Source organism: Candidatus Marinarcus aquaticus, assembly GCF_004116335.1.
In the GTDB taxonomy this organism is placed as follows: domain Bacteria; phylum Campylobacterota; class Campylobacteria; order Campylobacterales; family Arcobacteraceae; genus Marinarcus; species Marinarcus aquaticus.
This window is the reverse complement of sequence record NZ_PDKN01000008.1, coordinates 26145-41799: the sequence shown is the minus strand read 5'-3', so window position 1 is coordinate 41799 and position 15655 is coordinate 26145. Positions and strand designations below refer to the sequence as shown.

Genomic DNA, 15655 nt, shown 5'->3' with positions numbered 1-15655 from the left:
GTATAAGGAGAAGTTATATGAAAAAGTCACACATTAAACTCTCTACACTTGTTTTAGGTACAGCATTAACTGCTTCAGTTGCTTCTGGAGCTACCAATGAATTATCTAAAGTCATGAAAGAGAGAGGCTTATCTGAAATTGATGTTATCAGAGCTGCAAAAACTTACAACCCAACAGGTGTAAAAGATAAATATGTTGTTTTTTCATCCGGTGGACAATCAGGACAAGTCATTGTTTATGGTGTTCCGTCAATGAGAATTCTAAAATACATCGGTGTATTTACACCTGAACCATGGCAAGGATATGGATTTGATAAAGATTCCTTAGAGGTCCTTCGACAAGGGAATATAAGAGGTCGAGAAATTAATTGGGGAGATACGCACCATCCAGCACTGTCAGAAATTGATGGAAAATATGATGGAAAATGGTTGGCAATTAATGACAAAGCCAATCCAAGAATTGCGATTATCGATCTTTCAGATTTTGAAACAAAACAAATCGTTCCAAACCCAGTCTTTAAATCAGATCACGGTGGAGCATTCTTTACTCCAAACTCTGAGTATATTATTGAAGCATCACAATATGCTGCACCATATGATAATGCTTACCATCCAATTGAAGAGTACAAAGAGACGTACAGAGGTGGTGTTACCATGTGGAAATTTGATAATAAAATCGGTCGAATTATGCCAAAAGATTCATTCACGATTGAGTTCCCTCCTTATCACCAAGATTTATCAGATGCAGGTAAGGGTGTGAGTTATGGTTGGGGATTTACTAATTCATTTAATACTGAAATGTATACAGGTGGAATTGAAGTAGGTATGCCACCAAATGAAGCAGGTATGTCAAGAAATGACACGGACTTTTTACATGTTTACAACTGGGAGAAACTGGCTGAACTGGCAAAAAATCCAAAAAATGTAAAAATCATCAATGACCATAAAGTTATTCCTATTGATATTGCAGTTAAAAACGATGCACTGTTTTTAATTCCTGAACCAAAATCACCACATGGTGTCGATGTTGATCCTACAGGACAATACTTAGTTGTATGTGGAAAACTCGATACACATGCCTCTGTTTATGATTTTAAAAAAATCCAAAAACTGATTAAAAACAAAGAGTTTGCAGGGAAAGATCCATACGGTATTCCTATTTTAGATATGAAAAAATCATTACATGGACAAGTTGAATTAGGTCTTGGGCCTTTGCATAACCAATACTCTCCTGTTGATGGTGAAATCTATACTTCATTGTATGTTGACTCACAAGTTGTAAAATGGAACTTCAAAGAGCTTAAAGTGATTGATAAAGAGAACGTACATTACAACATTGGTCACTTAGCAGGTATGGAAGGAAAATCAGCGGATCCACAAGGGGATTATATCATCGCTTTAAATAAATTAGCCATTGATCGATTCCAAAATGTGGGGCCTTTGCATCCTCAAAATCACCAATTAATTGATATTAGCGGTAAAACCATGGATTTACTTGTTGATATGCCTCTGCCACTTGGAGAACCTCACCAAGCAGTTGCAATCCGAGCAAGTAAACTTCACCCTCATGTACGATACAAAATGGGTACAAACTCTAAAACAGGTCAACAACATATTGGGAAAACACTTGCAGGTGAAGAGAGAATTGAGCGAGACGGCAAAAATGTTACAGTATATGCAACTTTAGTGCGATCTCATATCAATCCAGAAAGAATCACGGTAAACAAAGGTGACCATGTCACTATTCACATGACCAATCTTGAAAGAGCACAAGATGAAACACATGGGTTTACCATTGACAACTATAATATCCATGGTTCTTTAGAGCCAGGTGAAACAGCAACCTTAGAGTTTGAAGCAGATATCGAAGGGGTATTCCCATATTATTGTACAGAATTCTGTTCAGCACTTCACTTGGAAATGATGGGATATATGATGGTTAAAGACCCAAATAAAAAATATGTCAGTGCTCAAAAACTTAAAATGAAATCGATGTCAGCAGAAGAGTTAAAAGCAGAATACGATAAAACAGTTGCAGTTAATAATTCAACTGATGCGGTCATTCAATCGGTTGTAAAATTCTTAAAAGACAACAACTATCAAGACCATAAAGTCGTTGCCAACCTTGTCACTGATGCATTTGACCAATACAATCAAATCCCAGAACAAAAGAAAAAAGCAAACGAGGCTTTAAAAGCAGGAGATACTGAAAAAGCCATTCTGTTTGAAAATATGATTTGGCAATTGATGGTTAAAACAGCTGATGTTGGTATCAGAGCCAAAGATGTCTTAGTAAGAAAAATAGCAACCAAACAAAGCGCTGCTGCTGCAAGAGGTGAAGTTGCTTTTGCTGAAGGCGGTTGTAATGGTTGCCATGTTATTGGAAAAGTTTCATCAGGTCCTGATTTAACAGGAGTATTACTCAGACATGAAAATGGTGAACAATGGGTCAGTAACTTTATTCTAGGCCCTGAAAAAATGTATGATGATCCATATGTGAAAGGGATGATTGACTACTTCAATTTAAAAATGCCTAATCAACATATGACGAAAGAAGAGACAAAAGATATTATTGAATATCTCAAATGGATTGAAGAAAACGCCAACCTTTTCTAAAATCCTATTAAAAGAGGAGGAAAACAAAAAGTTTTCCCTCTTTTTTGATAAGAATCAATAAGATAATGTACCAATTGTAGTACTTTTATTATAAGTCGTAAAGTATGAATTACTCTTTTAAATTATACTTTAAAACTTTTCAAACAAAGAACCAAAATGGGTTCTATTTAAAGAAGGATAAAAATGCATTCTAGTTTTATTAAATCAAAAGTCTATGCTTCACTCGCACTGATACTGCTTACACTTGCATTTACATTTCCCATGATTGCTTTTCATGGCACATTAAATGCCATTGATGAAGATAGAATTGAAGAGATATCTCCTTTAGCAATAAAAACATGGAATTTTTATAATCAAGGCAGATACAAAAGTACAACAACCCCCAAAGAAGCCCATAATGATTTGGAAAAGATGATAGAGAATGCTGCAGAGATAGGTGTTGCTTCACTTCCTATTTGGTCCTGTTCTCTTGAAGCACCCAATTATCCGAAAAAAGCTTTTCCAGAAGGAATCCCAGTATTTTTTCACTTTGATGGGTTCAGTGGAGAAGTTCATGAGATGAATACCATTAACCACTACGTAGGAATGGATCCAATGTGGAGAGGGGGAATATTTGAACGAGAAATTGGTATCTATGCTTTATTGGGTCTTTCACTGTTTATGGTCTATTTTATTCTGTTTCATAAAAAAATATTGACCTATTTCATGTATATACCAACAGCTCTTCCTTTAATTTTTATTGCAGACTACTCCTACTGGTTATACTGGTTTGGTCATAACCTACATGATTGGGGAGCATTTAAAATCAAACCCTTTATGCCCACCGTCTTTGGAGATGGAAAAATTGCGCAGTTTACAACACACTCGTACCCAACAATTGGCTTTTATGTGATTTTAGCCATTGGCTTTTTTTCACTGTTATCAATTCTGTCAAAAAACAAAGCAATGAGAGAAACAGGTATGAACTATAAGGTTTAATGATGTTAAAAATTTTAATCGCAACGCTTTTACTCTTTATAAACTTCTGTCATGCAAACTTGTTGCAAGAGGCAATTAATAAAGCCAAAGAAGGTTCTATTTTAAAACTGCCTAAAGGGGTATATAAAGGGAAAATAACAATTGATAAACCACTTTCAATCATAGGGAAAGAAGATGGTGTGATTATTGATGGATTAGGGGAAGGTACTGTTGTAACCATCAACAGTGCTTATGTAACCTTAAAAAATCTCACCATCCAAAACAGTGGAAGTCGACATGAAAATGTGGATGCCGGTGTTCGAATAGAAAACTCGCAACAATCGGAAATTTCAGATTGTATCATACGAGACTCATTATTTGGAATTGATATGGCAACAACAAATAACTCGATTATTTCTAATAACAATATTACCTCAAAGAGTTTACCTCTGGGGCTTCGAGGAGATGGGTTAAGAATTTGGTATTCCAATGACAATATTATTACAAAAAATCGATTGGTAAAATCAAGAGATATGGTTGTATGGTATTCACACGGAAATCAAATCACAGAAAATTATGGCGAACACAACCGATACTCTCTTCACTTTATGTATGCAGGAAAGAATTTTGTGCATAACAATACCTATGAGTTTAACTCGGTTGGCATCTTTTTTATGTACAGCAAAGACACCATTGCAACAGGGAATGTGGTAAAGAGTTCTTTGGGTGCTACAGGCATGGGGATTGGACTTAAAGATGTCTCAAACTTTACATTAAAAAACAATACTGTTATTTATAATGCAATTGGGGTTTATGTGGACCGATCTCCTTTTGAACCAGATACAAATAACTGGATAGAGAACAATCATATTTTATACAACTCAGAAGCGATTCATTTTCACTCTTTAAGTGAGAATAATGTAATTAAACAAAATGCTATTGTAGGAAATATTGAAGATATTGTAAATGACAGCAGAGGAGCAAGAACACATCAAAATGAGATTGTGAATAATTATTGGGACAACTATGAAGGATTTGACAGAAATGGCGATAATATAGGAGATACTCCGCATAAAGTCTATCAATATGCAGACCAACTTTGGGTCTATAATTCAGATGTGAAGTTTTTTTATGGTTCTCCTGTAATCTCTTTACTCAACTTCCTTGCAAAATTGGCTCCATTTAGTGAACCCGTATTTTTAATGGAAGATACACAACCAAAGCTTAAGCAATAAGGATTTGATAATGGCAAATATAAAAGAAGACCGAAGACAGTTTTTAAAATTCTCAACATTGGGAATCTTGGGATTAACACTTGGAGCAGGAATGGTAATAAGTCCTTATGCCTTGCAAGCCGAGATGAGATTAAGACCACCTGGTGCAGTAAAAGAGAATGAGTTTTTAGCTTTATGCATCAAATGTGGTCAATGTTTACAAGTCTGTCCGTATCATTCGATTAAACTTTCTGATATGGCCAAAGGGCATGGTATTGGTACGCCTTATATTGATGCAAGAGAAAGAGGATGTTACTCCTGTACTGCGGTTCCTTGTGTTTTAGCCTGTCCAAGTGGGGCACTTGATCATAAAACTGAAAAACCCGAAGATATAAAAATGGGGATTGCCGTCTTAGAGTTTCCAGACCGATGTCTGGCAAGAACGAATACACCCGTACCCAAAGGGCACAGTAAAAGAGTTCATGATTTTACCAATAACCAAAATAATGTCACTCAACTTGAAATAGATTTGCTTAACAAGCTTGATGAATTTGAAGGAAAACAGTGCACCATTTGTGCAGACATGTGCCCTATTCCAAACCCTTTAAGTGCTATTTCAATGATTGGTGATGGGGAAGGGAAAAAACCCGAAGTATATGATGGATGTATTGGATGTGGTGCTTGTGAAGAGTTATGCCCTGCTAATGAAGCTGCCATTGTAATAAAACCAAGAATGTCATATGACGATTACTATATAAAAGGAAGCAACTCATGATTAAAAATATTTTATTCCCTCTGGCAGTTATTTTACTGATTTCAGGTTGTGGTGAAAAAAAAGATGAAAAAACAAATGCAAAAATGATACAAACACAAGAACCACTTAAAATAGAAGTTGAAGAGAGCTCAAATACAAAAGAGATCAAAGTTGCTTTAAAAAATGAAAAATCAAAAGAGAATGAAACCTACTATTTTAACTACGGAATTAAAAGTGAATATGACCCCAATGCAAAACCTGCCAATAAAGATGCTGCCATTCGAGTCAAACCTCGAAATTCAATTGATGCAAACATGCATGTAAGAAGTCCTTATGAAGAGGTGAAAATTTCAATGTTGGTCAAACGGCTCAGTAAAGAGTTTATTGTGAAATGTTCAGCTTGTCATAATGATTATGCCAACGGTGTAATTGGTCCTTCACTGTTGGGTAAAGATGATACTTTTATTTATGAAAGTATCATGAAATTTAGAAACAACAAAGATGCCAATGTTTTAATGACTGACTTAGTGAATCAAATGACGAAAGAAGAGATACAAAGAATTGCAACCGAAATCTATGAGTTTAATCAACAAATCAAGGATCTAAAATGAAAAGAACAATAGCGCTCATAGCAACTGTTGTTGTTTTAGGATTAATGATTTATACGTTTTTAAAAGGTCCCGCATACCAAGGAGGTAAAGCAGGACATATTATTGAAGATTTAAAAACACTGGAACAAAAAGCAAAAATTGAACCGATCAAAGAGAAAGATATTGGTCAAGAAAAATTAAAAGCTTTAAGAGATAAAGCAGGAAATACCTCTTCTTTTGAAGTAAGTAACAGCTATAGAAAAAAATGTGCTTCATGTCATGGCGTTGATGGTTCAGGTACCCAAAATGGTAAAAAATTAATGGGACCAGCTATTATTGGCCAAAGTGAAGAGACACTGTTAAAGAAACTAAATGATTTTAAAGCAGGAAGAAAAGAGAATCTCATTATGAAAGGCTTGTTAATGAATCTTTCACAAGAGGAGTTAAAAGAGTTTGCAAAAGAGATTTCAGAATTTAAAGCACGTCAAGATGCTTTAAAATAAGGAGATATAAAATGGACAAATGGAATAACAAAGAGACAATAAACAAATCAAGTTTTATATCGACATTTTTTGATAAAACCAAAGATGGAAAAACAAAATTTTCATACAGAATGAAACGATGGATTGTGATCATTTCAATTCACCTTTTATTCTTTTTATCGTTTGCAATTGATATTCAAACATTAGAAGGAACTTTGAATGGTTCTAGATTCTTAGGTTTTCACTTAATTGATCCATTCACAACCATTCAAATGTACCTTGCCACTTACCATATGCCAGTAAATATCATTATTGGAACAACAACCATCTTGTTCTTTTATTTACTGATAGGAGGAAGAAGCTATTGTGCTTGGGTCTGTCCGTATGGATTATTGAGTGAAATTGGTGAAAAAATCCACAATACTTTGGTGCACAAAAAAATAATCAAAGAGAGAAGATTTGACCACAGAGTTCGACATATTTTTTGGATAATGTTTATGATTATGGCATTTACAAGTGGTTATTTGGTATTTGAAACTTTTAATGTTGTGGGAATTCTGAGTCGTTTTATTGCCTATGGTTGGAGTTTAGCTCTTTCATGGGTTTTAATCATATTTTTAATTGAAGTTTTTTATTCAAGACGTGCTTGGTGTACCTATATTTGTCCTATTGGAACAACGTATGGTTATATAGGAAAAATAAGTGGATTAAGAGTTGAATGGAATGACAATTGTGATCACTGTATGGTGTGTCATGATGTCTGTTTTGAGAATCAAGTCTTAGAACTGACCAAAGCAAAATATGATGAACAAAGAAAAGAGAAAGGGATTAAAAAACAGTATGTCACAGGTGCAGACTGTACGCTATGCGGACGATGTATAGATGTATGTCACTCTGATGCTTTAAAATTTGACTTCAGATTAAAAGGGTTGATATAAAATGATTGATATTCAAAATTTAACAAAACAGTTTGGTTCTCACATCTCTTTAGATAATGTAACAACTCAAATTAAAAAAAATGATTATACGGCATTAATGGGTCCCAATGGAGCAGGTAAAACAACACTGATACGCTCAATTATGGGCTACTATCATCCAAGTTCAGGATCAGTTCATATCAACGGGCTTGATCCTATAAAAAACAGAACAAAGGTTTTAGACTCCATTGCATTTGTGCCTCAACTACCTCCGCCTATTAAACTGAGTTTGAATGAGTTAATGAAATATATTCACGCCAGTTCAAATGTGAATATTGAAGAGATCATGCACTATGCAAATGAGATGAAATTGGACATCAATGCCAATTTAAACAAATCTTTTTTTAAACTCTCTGGTGGGATGAAACAAAAGATGTTAATTGCAATCAGTTTGGCCAAAAACAGTGAAATTATTATCTATGATGAACCCACTGCCAATTTGGATCCCAAAGCAAGAGATGATTTTTATAGACTATTGAAAGATAATGAAAAAGAGAGAATCTCCCTGTTTGTAACACACCGATTGGATGAAATCAAAGATATTGTTAACAGAGAAATATACATGGATTTAGGGAAGATTATCTCTGATGAAAAAATTTAATATAAGGATGTAATATGTTAAAAATACTATTAAAAAGTCTATTTGTACTTTCATTATTGTTTTTTATTTCTGGTTGTGAAGAAAATGAAACATCACAAAATGTTGCAGAAATGCACTGGGACAGAGACATGTGTGAGAGATGTAAAATGGTTATCAGTGAAAGGAAACATGCGGTTCAAGTAAGAAATGAACAAGATGGTCACGTTTATAAATTTGATGATATTGGATGTGCAATTTTTTGGTTTAAAGAAGAAAACATTGCATGGAAAGAGAGTGCAAACATCTGGATTACTGATGTAGAAACAGGCGATTGGCTCAATGCAAAAACTGCATTTTATGAGACAGAAACAAGAACACCCATGGGATATGGTTTCTCTGCACACAAAACCAAAGAGGATATCGAGTCGGGACATGAGGTTGTTGATTACAATGAAATGGTTAAACGAATCCTTGCAAGAGGTCGGTAATTGTTTTGTTCAACAAAATAAAGAAACACTTTATGGAAAATAATATATGAAAAATTTACTCTTAATTGCCTATTTAGATCTAAAAGAGTCTATTAGAGCAAAATGGTTTTTAGTTTACACCTTGGTCTTTGGGGGCATGATTGCACTCTTTTTTATTGCAGGTGTCACGCAATCCCAAGTAATGGGGTTCAGTGGTTTAAGTCGTTTATTACTTATGTATATACAAGTTACAATTGTAATTTTACCCATTTTCATACTTATTACAACCGTACGTTCAATATCAGGAGACCGAGATACTCATATTTTAGAGTACATGCTCTCCTTTCCTATCTCTTTAAAACAGTACTATTGGGGAAAGGTATTGGGTCGATTTATCACTGTCTTTTTACCTGTATTTTTTGCAATGTTTTTGGCAATCATATATGGTGTCTTTATTGGTGCAGAGATTCCTTGGGATATTTTTATTTTATATACGGGATTACTTTTTTCACTCTCTTCTGCATTTTTAGGGATAGCATTTTTCATCTCTTCCTTTGTAAAAAGCAGTGAAATTGCACTGGGGCTTTCATTTTTTATATGGATTTTTTTATTGGCTTTTATCGATATCGCTTTGATATCATTGATGATGCAAAACAGATTTGATGAGACTTTGATTATATCCATTGCACTTTTAAATCCAATGGAAATGTTCAGAGTTGCCGCAATTTCTTTGTTTGATCCCTCTTTAACAGTGATGGGACCCGTAGCTTTTTATATTTTAGACACATTCAAACAAACCACATTTGTACTGTTATCCATCGCATATCCTGTTATATTAGGATTGGTTTTTGCCTTCTTGGGTTATATTATATTTGCAAAAAAAGATTTAGTTTAAAAGGATTGTTATGAAAAAAGTAGCTCTCATTATTATATTAGTGTGTACAGTTGGTCTTTTAGGACTCAATGCACAATCGGCTTATTCGTTAGAGTTTAACAAAGAGACAAAAAGTTTGGTAAGACATATGCTTGTGTATAAACATCCAAGTTGGGTTGCTAAAGTTGTAACCAAAGAATCCAAAGAGTTTTACTTTGTTAGCCCAAAATCAATGTTTGAATTTTATTTTGATCCACAAAAATGGGCAGATACAAAAGTGGATGATACCAATACACTCAAAGAAATTGTTGTGACAGATTATAAAACACACAAAGCCATCAATGCAAAAGGTGCGTTTTATGTCTATGGCAGTAATAAAACATCTCCATCAGGTGATGATTTACCCGCATTTGCGAGTTACGATGATGCTAACGAGTTTGCACAACATAATAATGGAAAACGTATTTTCTCTTTTAAGGAAGTAAAAAAGGCCTTAATTGAGTTACTCAATGGCGATATATAAAAGGGAAAAAACTCCCTTTTATTCATCAAACGTAAAACATTACTTGAGACAAAATGACAATAACCACCACTAAAATAAAGGGCAATTTATGGCTTTTAAAAATAAAAGGTTGTATTCCAAAAAAGACTTGCAACACACCTCTAAGTCCTAACCACAGACCCAAAATAGCTTTTATAGAAAGTAATAATTGGAAATGAGTTAAACCATTCTCTCCTACACTGCCAAAACTATTATGGAACAAAAACACGCCTGAAATTACTGCTAAGACCAACGCTTCGGGAACAATTGTTCTTGTAAAACCTCTAAAATATGACCGAACCTCTTCATACTTCTCTTTAGATAAAACTTTTTGCATTCTCATTAAAATAAGATTATCTGTAAATAAAAAACCACCATAAATCAATACTGAGAAAATATGCACCAATTTAATAAATAAATATTCCATTGTGCTCCTTTTTTAATTGAGAAGTATAGCTTGATTGTATCTCTTTTTTCATGATATTACTCAATTTTTTATTCATTTTCTAAAATAGGATAAAAATAGTCCTATATTGATTATTGTCAATTAAATTTATTCCTTGTTGTGATAAATTTTCATTATCTTAATCAAAGGATTCTTTATGTTTAATTTTAGATCACTCTATTTTAGAATGACCATAGTGCATTATGTGGGGATGATACTATTGCCTATCAATGCTTTTTTATTTTCATCAAATACAATATCACAAACAATTCAAATCATTATCACTTTAGCATTAATAATTCATGAATTGGATGAAAGGAAAAATGGAAAACAACTTTCACAAAAACTTGTTGAGTTTTTAAAAAATATGGACAATAAAAATGCAACATTACAAATAAATACATCTATGGCGAATGAATACAGTCAAATTAAAGAAGTGATTGATAAAAGAGAAGTGCAATTACTGAAAAAAGAACAAGAAGATTTAGCTCTTATTATGCAAGCCAATGCTGTAATGAATAATTTAAAGCAAGGTTTATATTCTAAGACCATAGAAGCTTCAACATCCAATGAGCCTTTAGAATTATTTAAAGAGAGTGTCAATGAGATGATTTTAGAGACAAAAAAACATTTTGCAAATACCAATAAAATTTTAAATGAATACACCAACTATGACTACAGAAATCAATTGAGTATTGATGGTTTAATCAAAGAGGGTGATTTAGAACAAATTGTATCTTCTGTGAATCAATTAAAAGAGGCCATCACTCAAATGTTGCTTGATAATAAAAAAAATGGTGTTAATTTGCAAAACTCATCTGAAGTACTTTTAGATAATGTTGATAAGCTCAACCTCTCTTCTAATGAAGCGACAAAAAGTTTACAATATACATCAACCGCGCTTGAAACGATTACTTTTAATGTATCACAAACAACGCAACAAATGAATCAGATGTCCACACTGGCAAATGCTGTTATCTCTTCAGCCAATACAGGTAAAAAACTCGCTTCTCAAACAACGAGCGCTATGGATGAAATCTCAACCCAAGTCAATCAAATCAATGAAGCCATTGCAATTATTGATCAAATTGCTTTTCAAACCAATATTCTTTCACTCAATGCAGCCGTAGAAGCTGCAACTGCGGGTGAAGCAGGAAAAGGTTTTGCTGTAGTTGCAAGTGAAGTTCGAAACCTTGCTAACAGAAGTACTCAAGCAGCCAAAGAGATAAAAAATATTGTTGAATTTGCAAAAGAAAAAGCAGACCAAGGCAAAGATATTGCCAATGATATGATAGAAGGTTACAGTTGTCTTCATCATGATATTGATAAAACCATTCATATTATTAATAATGTAGCAAACATATCAAAAGAGCAACAAGAGGGAATAGTACAAATCAACAACTCCATGTCTATTTTAGAACAACAAGTACATACAAACTCTGAAGTCTCTTCACAAGCTCATATCATAGCAACAAACACATCAAATATCGCAAATACTATTGTAGATAAAGCCAATGAAAAAGAGTTTGAAAATAAAGATACAATTTCTTGTAGCCGATGTGCATAAAAGTCTAACCATGGTTAGAAATATTTATATCAAAATAAATTGTACTATATAACATTAAAAGTTCAATTTAAGAGTAATTGTTGTTTATATTTAATGTCTTATCCATAAAAAAATGAGATTAAATTGAAAGTGAAGAGCAAACAATTAATGACAAAGTATAAAGACTACATTATCTTTTTTATATTACTCATACTACCTGCTACAATACTATTTACTGTCAATGACAATAATGCTATTGCTATGGGTGGTATACTGTTATGTTTTGGATTACTGTTTGCTTATTTAAACAAATCTTATACTATACACGACATCAAAAAACTCTTCTAACACCGTTAGTTAAATAATTATATATATAAAGAGTGTTTCTTTTTGAACACCCTCCTCCTAAAAAAAGAAGATTTACACTTTTTTGTAACAGTTATTTGTTATAATTATTACAGTTATTAATATATTTTAGGAATCATTTGAAATTTTTACACACTTCTGACTGGCACTTAGGTCAAAACTTTATGGGAAAAAGCAGAATTGAAGAGCATGAAGCTTTTTTATCTTGGCTTTTAGAAACAATAAAAGAAAATAATATAGACGTATTACTTGTATCAGGAGATATCTTTGATACAGGAACTCCACCAAACTATGCACTTGAAATATATTATAACTTTTTGAAACAACTATCACAAGTAAATAGTTTAAATACAAAGATGACAACCCAATGTTTGCAAATACAGAGATAAGAGAATTAGCCACAAAACTTGAGCTAACAATCCTAGCAGTTAAAATAGAAAAAAGTGAAAAGCAACTAAGAGCAAAAGAGTTAAAAGCTATAAGTTTAGATGAACTAAGTGTTCAAGAGGTTTTTGAAAAAAGATTAGACTTAGAAGAGATAGAAAACAGTGAGTTTAAAGAGCAGTTATCACAAACTTTTAATGAAGTAGTCTCAAATCTTCATGAAGAGCCAAAAAGTGAGCAGGTCTAATGAAGATACTAAAAGTAAGACTACAAAATATAAACTCCCTAAAAGGTGAGTTTAGCATAGACTTCCAAGAGTTTTTGCATGATGAATCTCTTTTTGCCATAACAGGACCAACAGGAGCAGGGAAAAGTACAATCCTAGATGTAATTACTTGTGCCTTATATGGAAGAACAGCCAGATTAACAAACCCAAATGACTTGATGAGTAGACACACAGGCGAGTGTTTATGTGAAGTGGAGTTTGAAATCAAAGGCAAAGTCTATAGAAGTTCTTGGGCGCAAAAAAGAGCTAGAAAAAATCCAAATGGAAACTTCCAATCTGCTAAGATGGAGATAGTAGAATTAGATTCTAACAAAATACTAGAATCATATCTTTCAAAAGTACCAAAAGTAGTTGAGGAAATCTCAGGGCTTGATTTTGGTAGGTTTGTTCAATCTATGATGTTAGCCCAAGGAAGTTTTGATGCCTTTTTAAAAGCCAAAGAAAACGAGCGTTCAAACCTACTAGAAAAGATTACTGGAACATATATCTACAAACAGATCTCACAAAGTATCTATGAAACATACTCGTCAAAGAAAAAAGAGATAGAAGCCGATGAGATAGCACTAGGAAGTATAGAACTACTAGAGCCAAACATAGTAGAAGAGAAAACAAAACAACTAGAAACAAATAAAAAAGAAAAACAAGAATTAGATAAAAAAGAAACCGAACTAAAAAAACTATCAAACTACCTAGAAACTCTAAGTAAACTAGAAGTAGATAGTCAAAAATACAACCAAGAGTTTGAGCAAATAAGCAAAGAAAAAGAGGACAACAAAGAACAGTTTTCAAAGCTTGAACTAGCAAACAAAGCCATAAGAATACAAGCTTTGAACCAAGAGAAAAACCAACTAACAAACACAATCACAAATGATAAACAAAGCTTAGAATCTTTGCAAAAAGAGGATAAAGAGTTAAAAGAACAAATCCAAACAAAAGAGCAAACTACATACAATGAAAACTATAAAAAACTAAAAGAATTAAGAACTATAAAAACACAAAGTGATGGTAAGAACTCTTTATATGTAGAAAAAAGTAAAAAAATATCACAACACTTACAAGAGTTAGTAAAACATTTTGAGATAGCATTTGAAACACTTTTAAATGACGAAACACAAATAGACAATCTATACAAAAACTTTTCATCAAATCTAGACACAAAAAAAGAGCAGTTAGAAACTTTAGTAGAACAATATAAAACACTAGAAACCCAAACAAAAGATATAAACCAAAAAGAGCAAAATACAAGAGCCAAACTAAAAGAGATAGAAACACTTCTAAAAGCCCTAAGTGATTATGAAACACTACAAGAGCAAATCACACAAGAGCAAAACAAGATAAAAGAGTACAACGCTCAAATAGAATCACAAACAAAACTAAACGAAGAAAAAACAAAACTAATTAAGCAAATAAACGAAACTCTAAACTCACTAAAACAAACAAGAGAAAAAGAGCTTCTTATCAAAAACTACGAGCAAGATAGAGCTAAACTAAAAGATGGGCAAGAGTGCTTTTTATGTGGTTCAAAAGAACATCCATATATAAATTACTCTTTAAATATAGATACAGAGATAAGTCAAACACTAGCTAAAATAAAAGAGCAAGAAATCTATCTACAAGCGCAAAACAGTGAACTAAACAACGCTCAAATAAACCTAGCCAAACTTAGCTCAAAACTTGAAAGCTCAAACCTAGAAATACAAAAACAACAAACTACAAAAGAGCAAATAGAAGAGTACTTTAAAACAAGTGATTTCAAACTGCAAGAAGACTCAAAAGCCACACTACAAGAGCAAATACAATTTTGCGAAAACGAGCTAAAAGAGTATGTAAACTTACGAGAGCAAAAAGAGTCTTTACAAGTAAAAAAAGAGTCTCTACAAATATCTTTAAATAAAGAGCTGCAAAAACAACAACAGATAAACACAAGCATAAACACTATAAAAGAATTAAAAGAGGAACAATCAACACTAAAAGAAGAGATAACAAAGCTTGAAACCCAAAGCAAAAATATCTTAGATATAGAAGATTTAGACCTTTTTGAGAAAAATATCCAAGAGAGTTTAGACACTGTTTCAAAACATTATAACAGTTTGCAAAACCATCTTTCAAGCCTAAAATCAAAAGATGAATCCCTATCAAAACAGATAGTTCAACTAAATAAAAAACAAGAAGATGACAAACAAAACTTACAACTCATAAAAGAGAAGTTTGAGAAAGCTTTAGTAGAGTATGGCTTCAACTCACAAGAGGAGTTTGAAAAAGCAAATTTACCAAAAGAAGAGTTTGAAACCCTAACAAATCTATGCAAAACTATAGAAGAGAAATACACACAAATACAAACTCTAAAAACAGACACAAATAAAAAACTAAAGGAACACAAACTCTTAGAAAAAGAGATAAACCCTACAAGATGATATAAACAAAGAGTTACAAAACCTACAAAGCACGATAGACCAACTACAAGAAACCATAGGAAGCATCTCAAAAGAGTTAGAAATAAATACCCAAAATATAAAAAAATCAGAAGATAAAATCAAACAACTTGAAAAGAAAAAACAAGCCTTTCAAGTATGGGTA

Annotated in this window: 17 protein-coding genes; 16 read left to right on the top strand and 1 reads right to left on the bottom strand. The window is 32.8% G+C overall.

The window, feature by feature from the left end; all coding sequences use genetic code 11:
• Positions 1 to 17: 17 nt before the first annotated feature.
• The 11 genes from nosZ to CRV04_RS10455 all read left to right on the top strand — a co-directional run bounded on the left by nosZ (position 18) and on the right by CRV04_RS10455 (position 10033).
• The gene (nosZ, locus tag CRV04_RS10505; protein WP_128996805.1) at positions 18 to 2615 is read left to right on the top strand and encodes a Sec-dependent nitrous-oxide reductase; all 2598 of its coding nucleotides are present in this window, start codon (positions 18 to 20) and stop codon (positions 2613 to 2615) included.
• A gap of 183 nt (positions 2616 to 2798) precedes the next feature.
• On the top strand, positions 2799 to 3593 hold the full coding sequence (locus CRV04_RS10500) for a cytochrome C (protein ID WP_128996804.1): 795 nt from the start codon (positions 2799 to 2801) through the stop codon (positions 3591 to 3593).
• Between the two features lie 2 nt (positions 3594 to 3595).
• Entirely contained in the window at positions 3596 to 4807 is a 1212-nt protein-coding gene (gene nosD / locus CRV04_RS10495) for a nitrous oxide reductase family maturation protein NosD (RefSeq protein WP_128996803.1), read from the top strand.
• A gap of 10 nt (positions 4808 to 4817) precedes the next feature.
• Positions 4818 to 5561: a 4Fe-4S dicluster domain-containing protein gene (locus tag CRV04_RS10490; protein WP_128996802.1), complete on the top strand. Its 744-nt coding sequence runs from the start codon at positions 4818 to 4820 to the stop codon at positions 5559 to 5561.
• Positions 5558 to 6151: a c-type cytochrome gene (locus CRV04_RS10485; protein WP_128996801.1), complete on the top strand. Its 594-nt coding sequence runs from the start codon at positions 5558 to 5560 to the stop codon at positions 6149 to 6151. The genes CRV04_RS10490 and CRV04_RS10485 overlap by 4 nt, the downstream gene beginning before the upstream one ends.
• Positions 6148 to 6633, top strand: coding sequence for a c-type cytochrome (locus tag CRV04_RS10480; RefSeq protein WP_128996800.1), 486 nt, complete (start codon positions 6148 to 6150; stop codon positions 6631 to 6633). The genes CRV04_RS10485 and CRV04_RS10480 overlap by 4 nt, the downstream gene beginning before the upstream one ends.
• A gap of 11 nt (positions 6634 to 6644) precedes the next feature.
• On the top strand, positions 6645 to 7550 hold the full coding sequence (locus CRV04_RS10475; protein ID WP_128996799.1) for a NapH/MauN family ferredoxin-type protein: 906 nt from the start codon (positions 6645 to 6647) through the stop codon (positions 7548 to 7550).
• A 1-nt stretch (position 7551) separates the two neighbouring features.
• Positions 7552 to 8190 (top strand): ABC transporter ATP-binding protein, encoded by a 639-nt coding sequence (locus tag CRV04_RS10470; protein WP_128996798.1) that lies wholly within the window; start codon positions 7552 to 7554, stop codon positions 8188 to 8190.
• 14 nt (positions 8191 to 8204) lie between these two features.
• Positions 8205 to 8657: a nitrous oxide reductase accessory protein NosL gene (locus CRV04_RS10465; protein ID WP_128996797.1), complete on the top strand. Its 453-nt coding sequence runs from the start codon at positions 8205 to 8207 to the stop codon at positions 8655 to 8657.
• A gap of 46 nt (positions 8658 to 8703) precedes the next feature.
• Positions 8704 to 9531, top strand: coding sequence for an ABC transporter permease (locus CRV04_RS10460; RefSeq protein WP_128996796.1), 828 nt, complete (start codon positions 8704 to 8706; stop codon positions 9529 to 9531).
• A 10-nt stretch (positions 9532 to 9541) separates the two neighbouring features.
• On the top strand, positions 9542 to 10033 hold the full coding sequence (locus tag CRV04_RS10455; RefSeq protein ID WP_128996795.1) for a nitrous oxide reductase accessory protein NosL: 492 nt from the start codon (positions 9542 to 9544) through the stop codon (positions 10031 to 10033).
• 25 nt (positions 10034 to 10058) lie between these two features.
• On the opposite strand, the gene CRV04_RS10450 is transcribed toward CRV04_RS10455, so the two are convergent.
• Complete coding sequence (locus CRV04_RS10450) at positions 10059 to 10478, bottom strand: hypothetical protein (RefSeq protein ID WP_228126537.1); 420 nt, start codon at positions 10476 to 10478, stop codon at positions 10059 to 10061.
• Positions 10479 to 10653: 175 nt separating this feature from the next.
• Between CRV04_RS10450 and CRV04_RS10445 the strand changes: the two genes are divergently transcribed.
• From CRV04_RS10445 to CRV04_RS10425, 5 genes are all read left to right on the top strand, one after another.
• The gene (locus CRV04_RS10445) at positions 10654 to 12063 is read left to right on the top strand and encodes a methyl-accepting chemotaxis protein (RefSeq protein WP_128996794.1); all 1410 of its coding nucleotides are present in this window, start codon (positions 10654 to 10656) and stop codon (positions 12061 to 12063) included.
• A gap of 147 nt (positions 12064 to 12210) precedes the next feature.
• Positions 12211 to 12390: a hypothetical protein gene (locus CRV04_RS10440; protein ID WP_128996793.1), complete on the top strand. Its 180-nt coding sequence runs from the start codon at positions 12211 to 12213 to the stop codon at positions 12388 to 12390.
• Between the two features lie 137 nt (positions 12391 to 12527).
• Positions 12528 to 12797 carry an exonuclease subunit SbcD gene (gene sbcD / locus CRV04_RS10435; protein ID WP_128996792.1) on the top strand — a complete coding sequence of 90 codons (270 nt, stop codon included), beginning with the start codon at positions 12528 to 12530 and terminating at the stop codon, positions 12795 to 12797.
• Positions 12776 to 13039, top strand: coding sequence for a hypothetical protein (locus CRV04_RS10430; RefSeq protein ID WP_128996791.1), 264 nt, complete (start codon positions 12776 to 12778; stop codon positions 13037 to 13039). The genes sbcD and CRV04_RS10430 overlap by 22 nt, the downstream gene beginning before the upstream one ends.
• Positions 13039 to 15492 (top strand): AAA family ATPase, encoded by a 2454-nt coding sequence (locus tag CRV04_RS10425; RefSeq protein WP_128996790.1) that lies wholly within the window; start codon positions 13039 to 13041, stop codon positions 15490 to 15492. The genes CRV04_RS10430 and CRV04_RS10425 overlap by 1 nt, the downstream gene beginning before the upstream one ends.
• The last annotated feature ends 163 nt before the right edge of the window (positions 15493 to 15655 follow it).

What these genes read in the sequence shown, in the direction of transcription:
- nosZ (WP_128996805.1), top strand. Translation starts at nt 18, where the DNA reads ATGAAAAAGTCACACATTAAACTCTCTACACTTGTTTTAGGTACAGCA.
- CRV04_RS10500 (WP_128996804.1), top strand. Translation starts at nt 2,799, where the DNA reads ATGCATTCTAGTTTTATTAAATCAAAAGTCTATGCTTCACTCGCACTG.
- nosD (WP_128996803.1), top strand. Translation starts at nt 3,596, where the DNA reads ATGTTAAAAATTTTAATCGCAACGCTTTTACTCTTTATAAACTTCTGT.
- CRV04_RS10490 (WP_128996802.1), top strand. Translation starts at nt 4,818, where the DNA reads ATGGCAAATATAAAAGAAGACCGAAGACAGTTTTTAAAATTCTCAACA.
- CRV04_RS10485 (WP_128996801.1), top strand. Translation starts at nt 5,558, where the DNA reads ATGATTAAAAATATTTTATTCCCTCTGGCAGTTATTTTACTGATTTCA.
- CRV04_RS10480 (WP_128996800.1), top strand. Translation starts at nt 6,148, where the DNA reads ATGAAAAGAACAATAGCGCTCATAGCAACTGTTGTTGTTTTAGGATTA.
- CRV04_RS10475 (WP_128996799.1), top strand. Translation starts at nt 6,645, where the DNA reads ATGGACAAATGGAATAACAAAGAGACAATAAACAAATCAAGTTTTATA.
- CRV04_RS10470 (WP_128996798.1), top strand. Translation starts at nt 7,552, where the DNA reads ATGATTGATATTCAAAATTTAACAAAACAGTTTGGTTCTCACATCTCT.
- CRV04_RS10465 (WP_128996797.1), top strand. Translation starts at nt 8,205, where the DNA reads ATGTTAAAAATACTATTAAAAAGTCTATTTGTACTTTCATTATTGTTT.
- CRV04_RS10460 (WP_128996796.1), top strand. Translation starts at nt 8,704, where the DNA reads ATGAAAAATTTACTCTTAATTGCCTATTTAGATCTAAAAGAGTCTATT.
- CRV04_RS10455 (WP_128996795.1), top strand. Translation starts at nt 9,542, where the DNA reads ATGAAAAAAGTAGCTCTCATTATTATATTAGTGTGTACAGTTGGTCTT.
- CRV04_RS10450 (WP_228126537.1), bottom strand. Translation starts at nt 10,478, where the DNA reads ATGGAATATTTATTTATTAAATTGGTGCATATTTTCTCAGTATTGATT.
- CRV04_RS10445 (WP_128996794.1), top strand. Translation starts at nt 10,654, where the DNA reads ATGTTTAATTTTAGATCACTCTATTTTAGAATGACCATAGTGCATTAT.
- CRV04_RS10440 (WP_128996793.1), top strand. Translation starts at nt 12,211, where the DNA reads ATGACAAAGTATAAAGACTACATTATCTTTTTTATATTACTCATACTA.
- CRV04_RS10430 (WP_128996791.1), top strand. Translation starts at nt 12,776, where the DNA reads ATGTTTGCAAATACAGAGATAAGAGAATTAGCCACAAAACTTGAGCTA.
- CRV04_RS10425 (WP_128996790.1), top strand. Translation starts at nt 13,039, where the DNA reads ATGAAGATACTAAAAGTAAGACTACAAAATATAAACTCCCTAAAAGGT.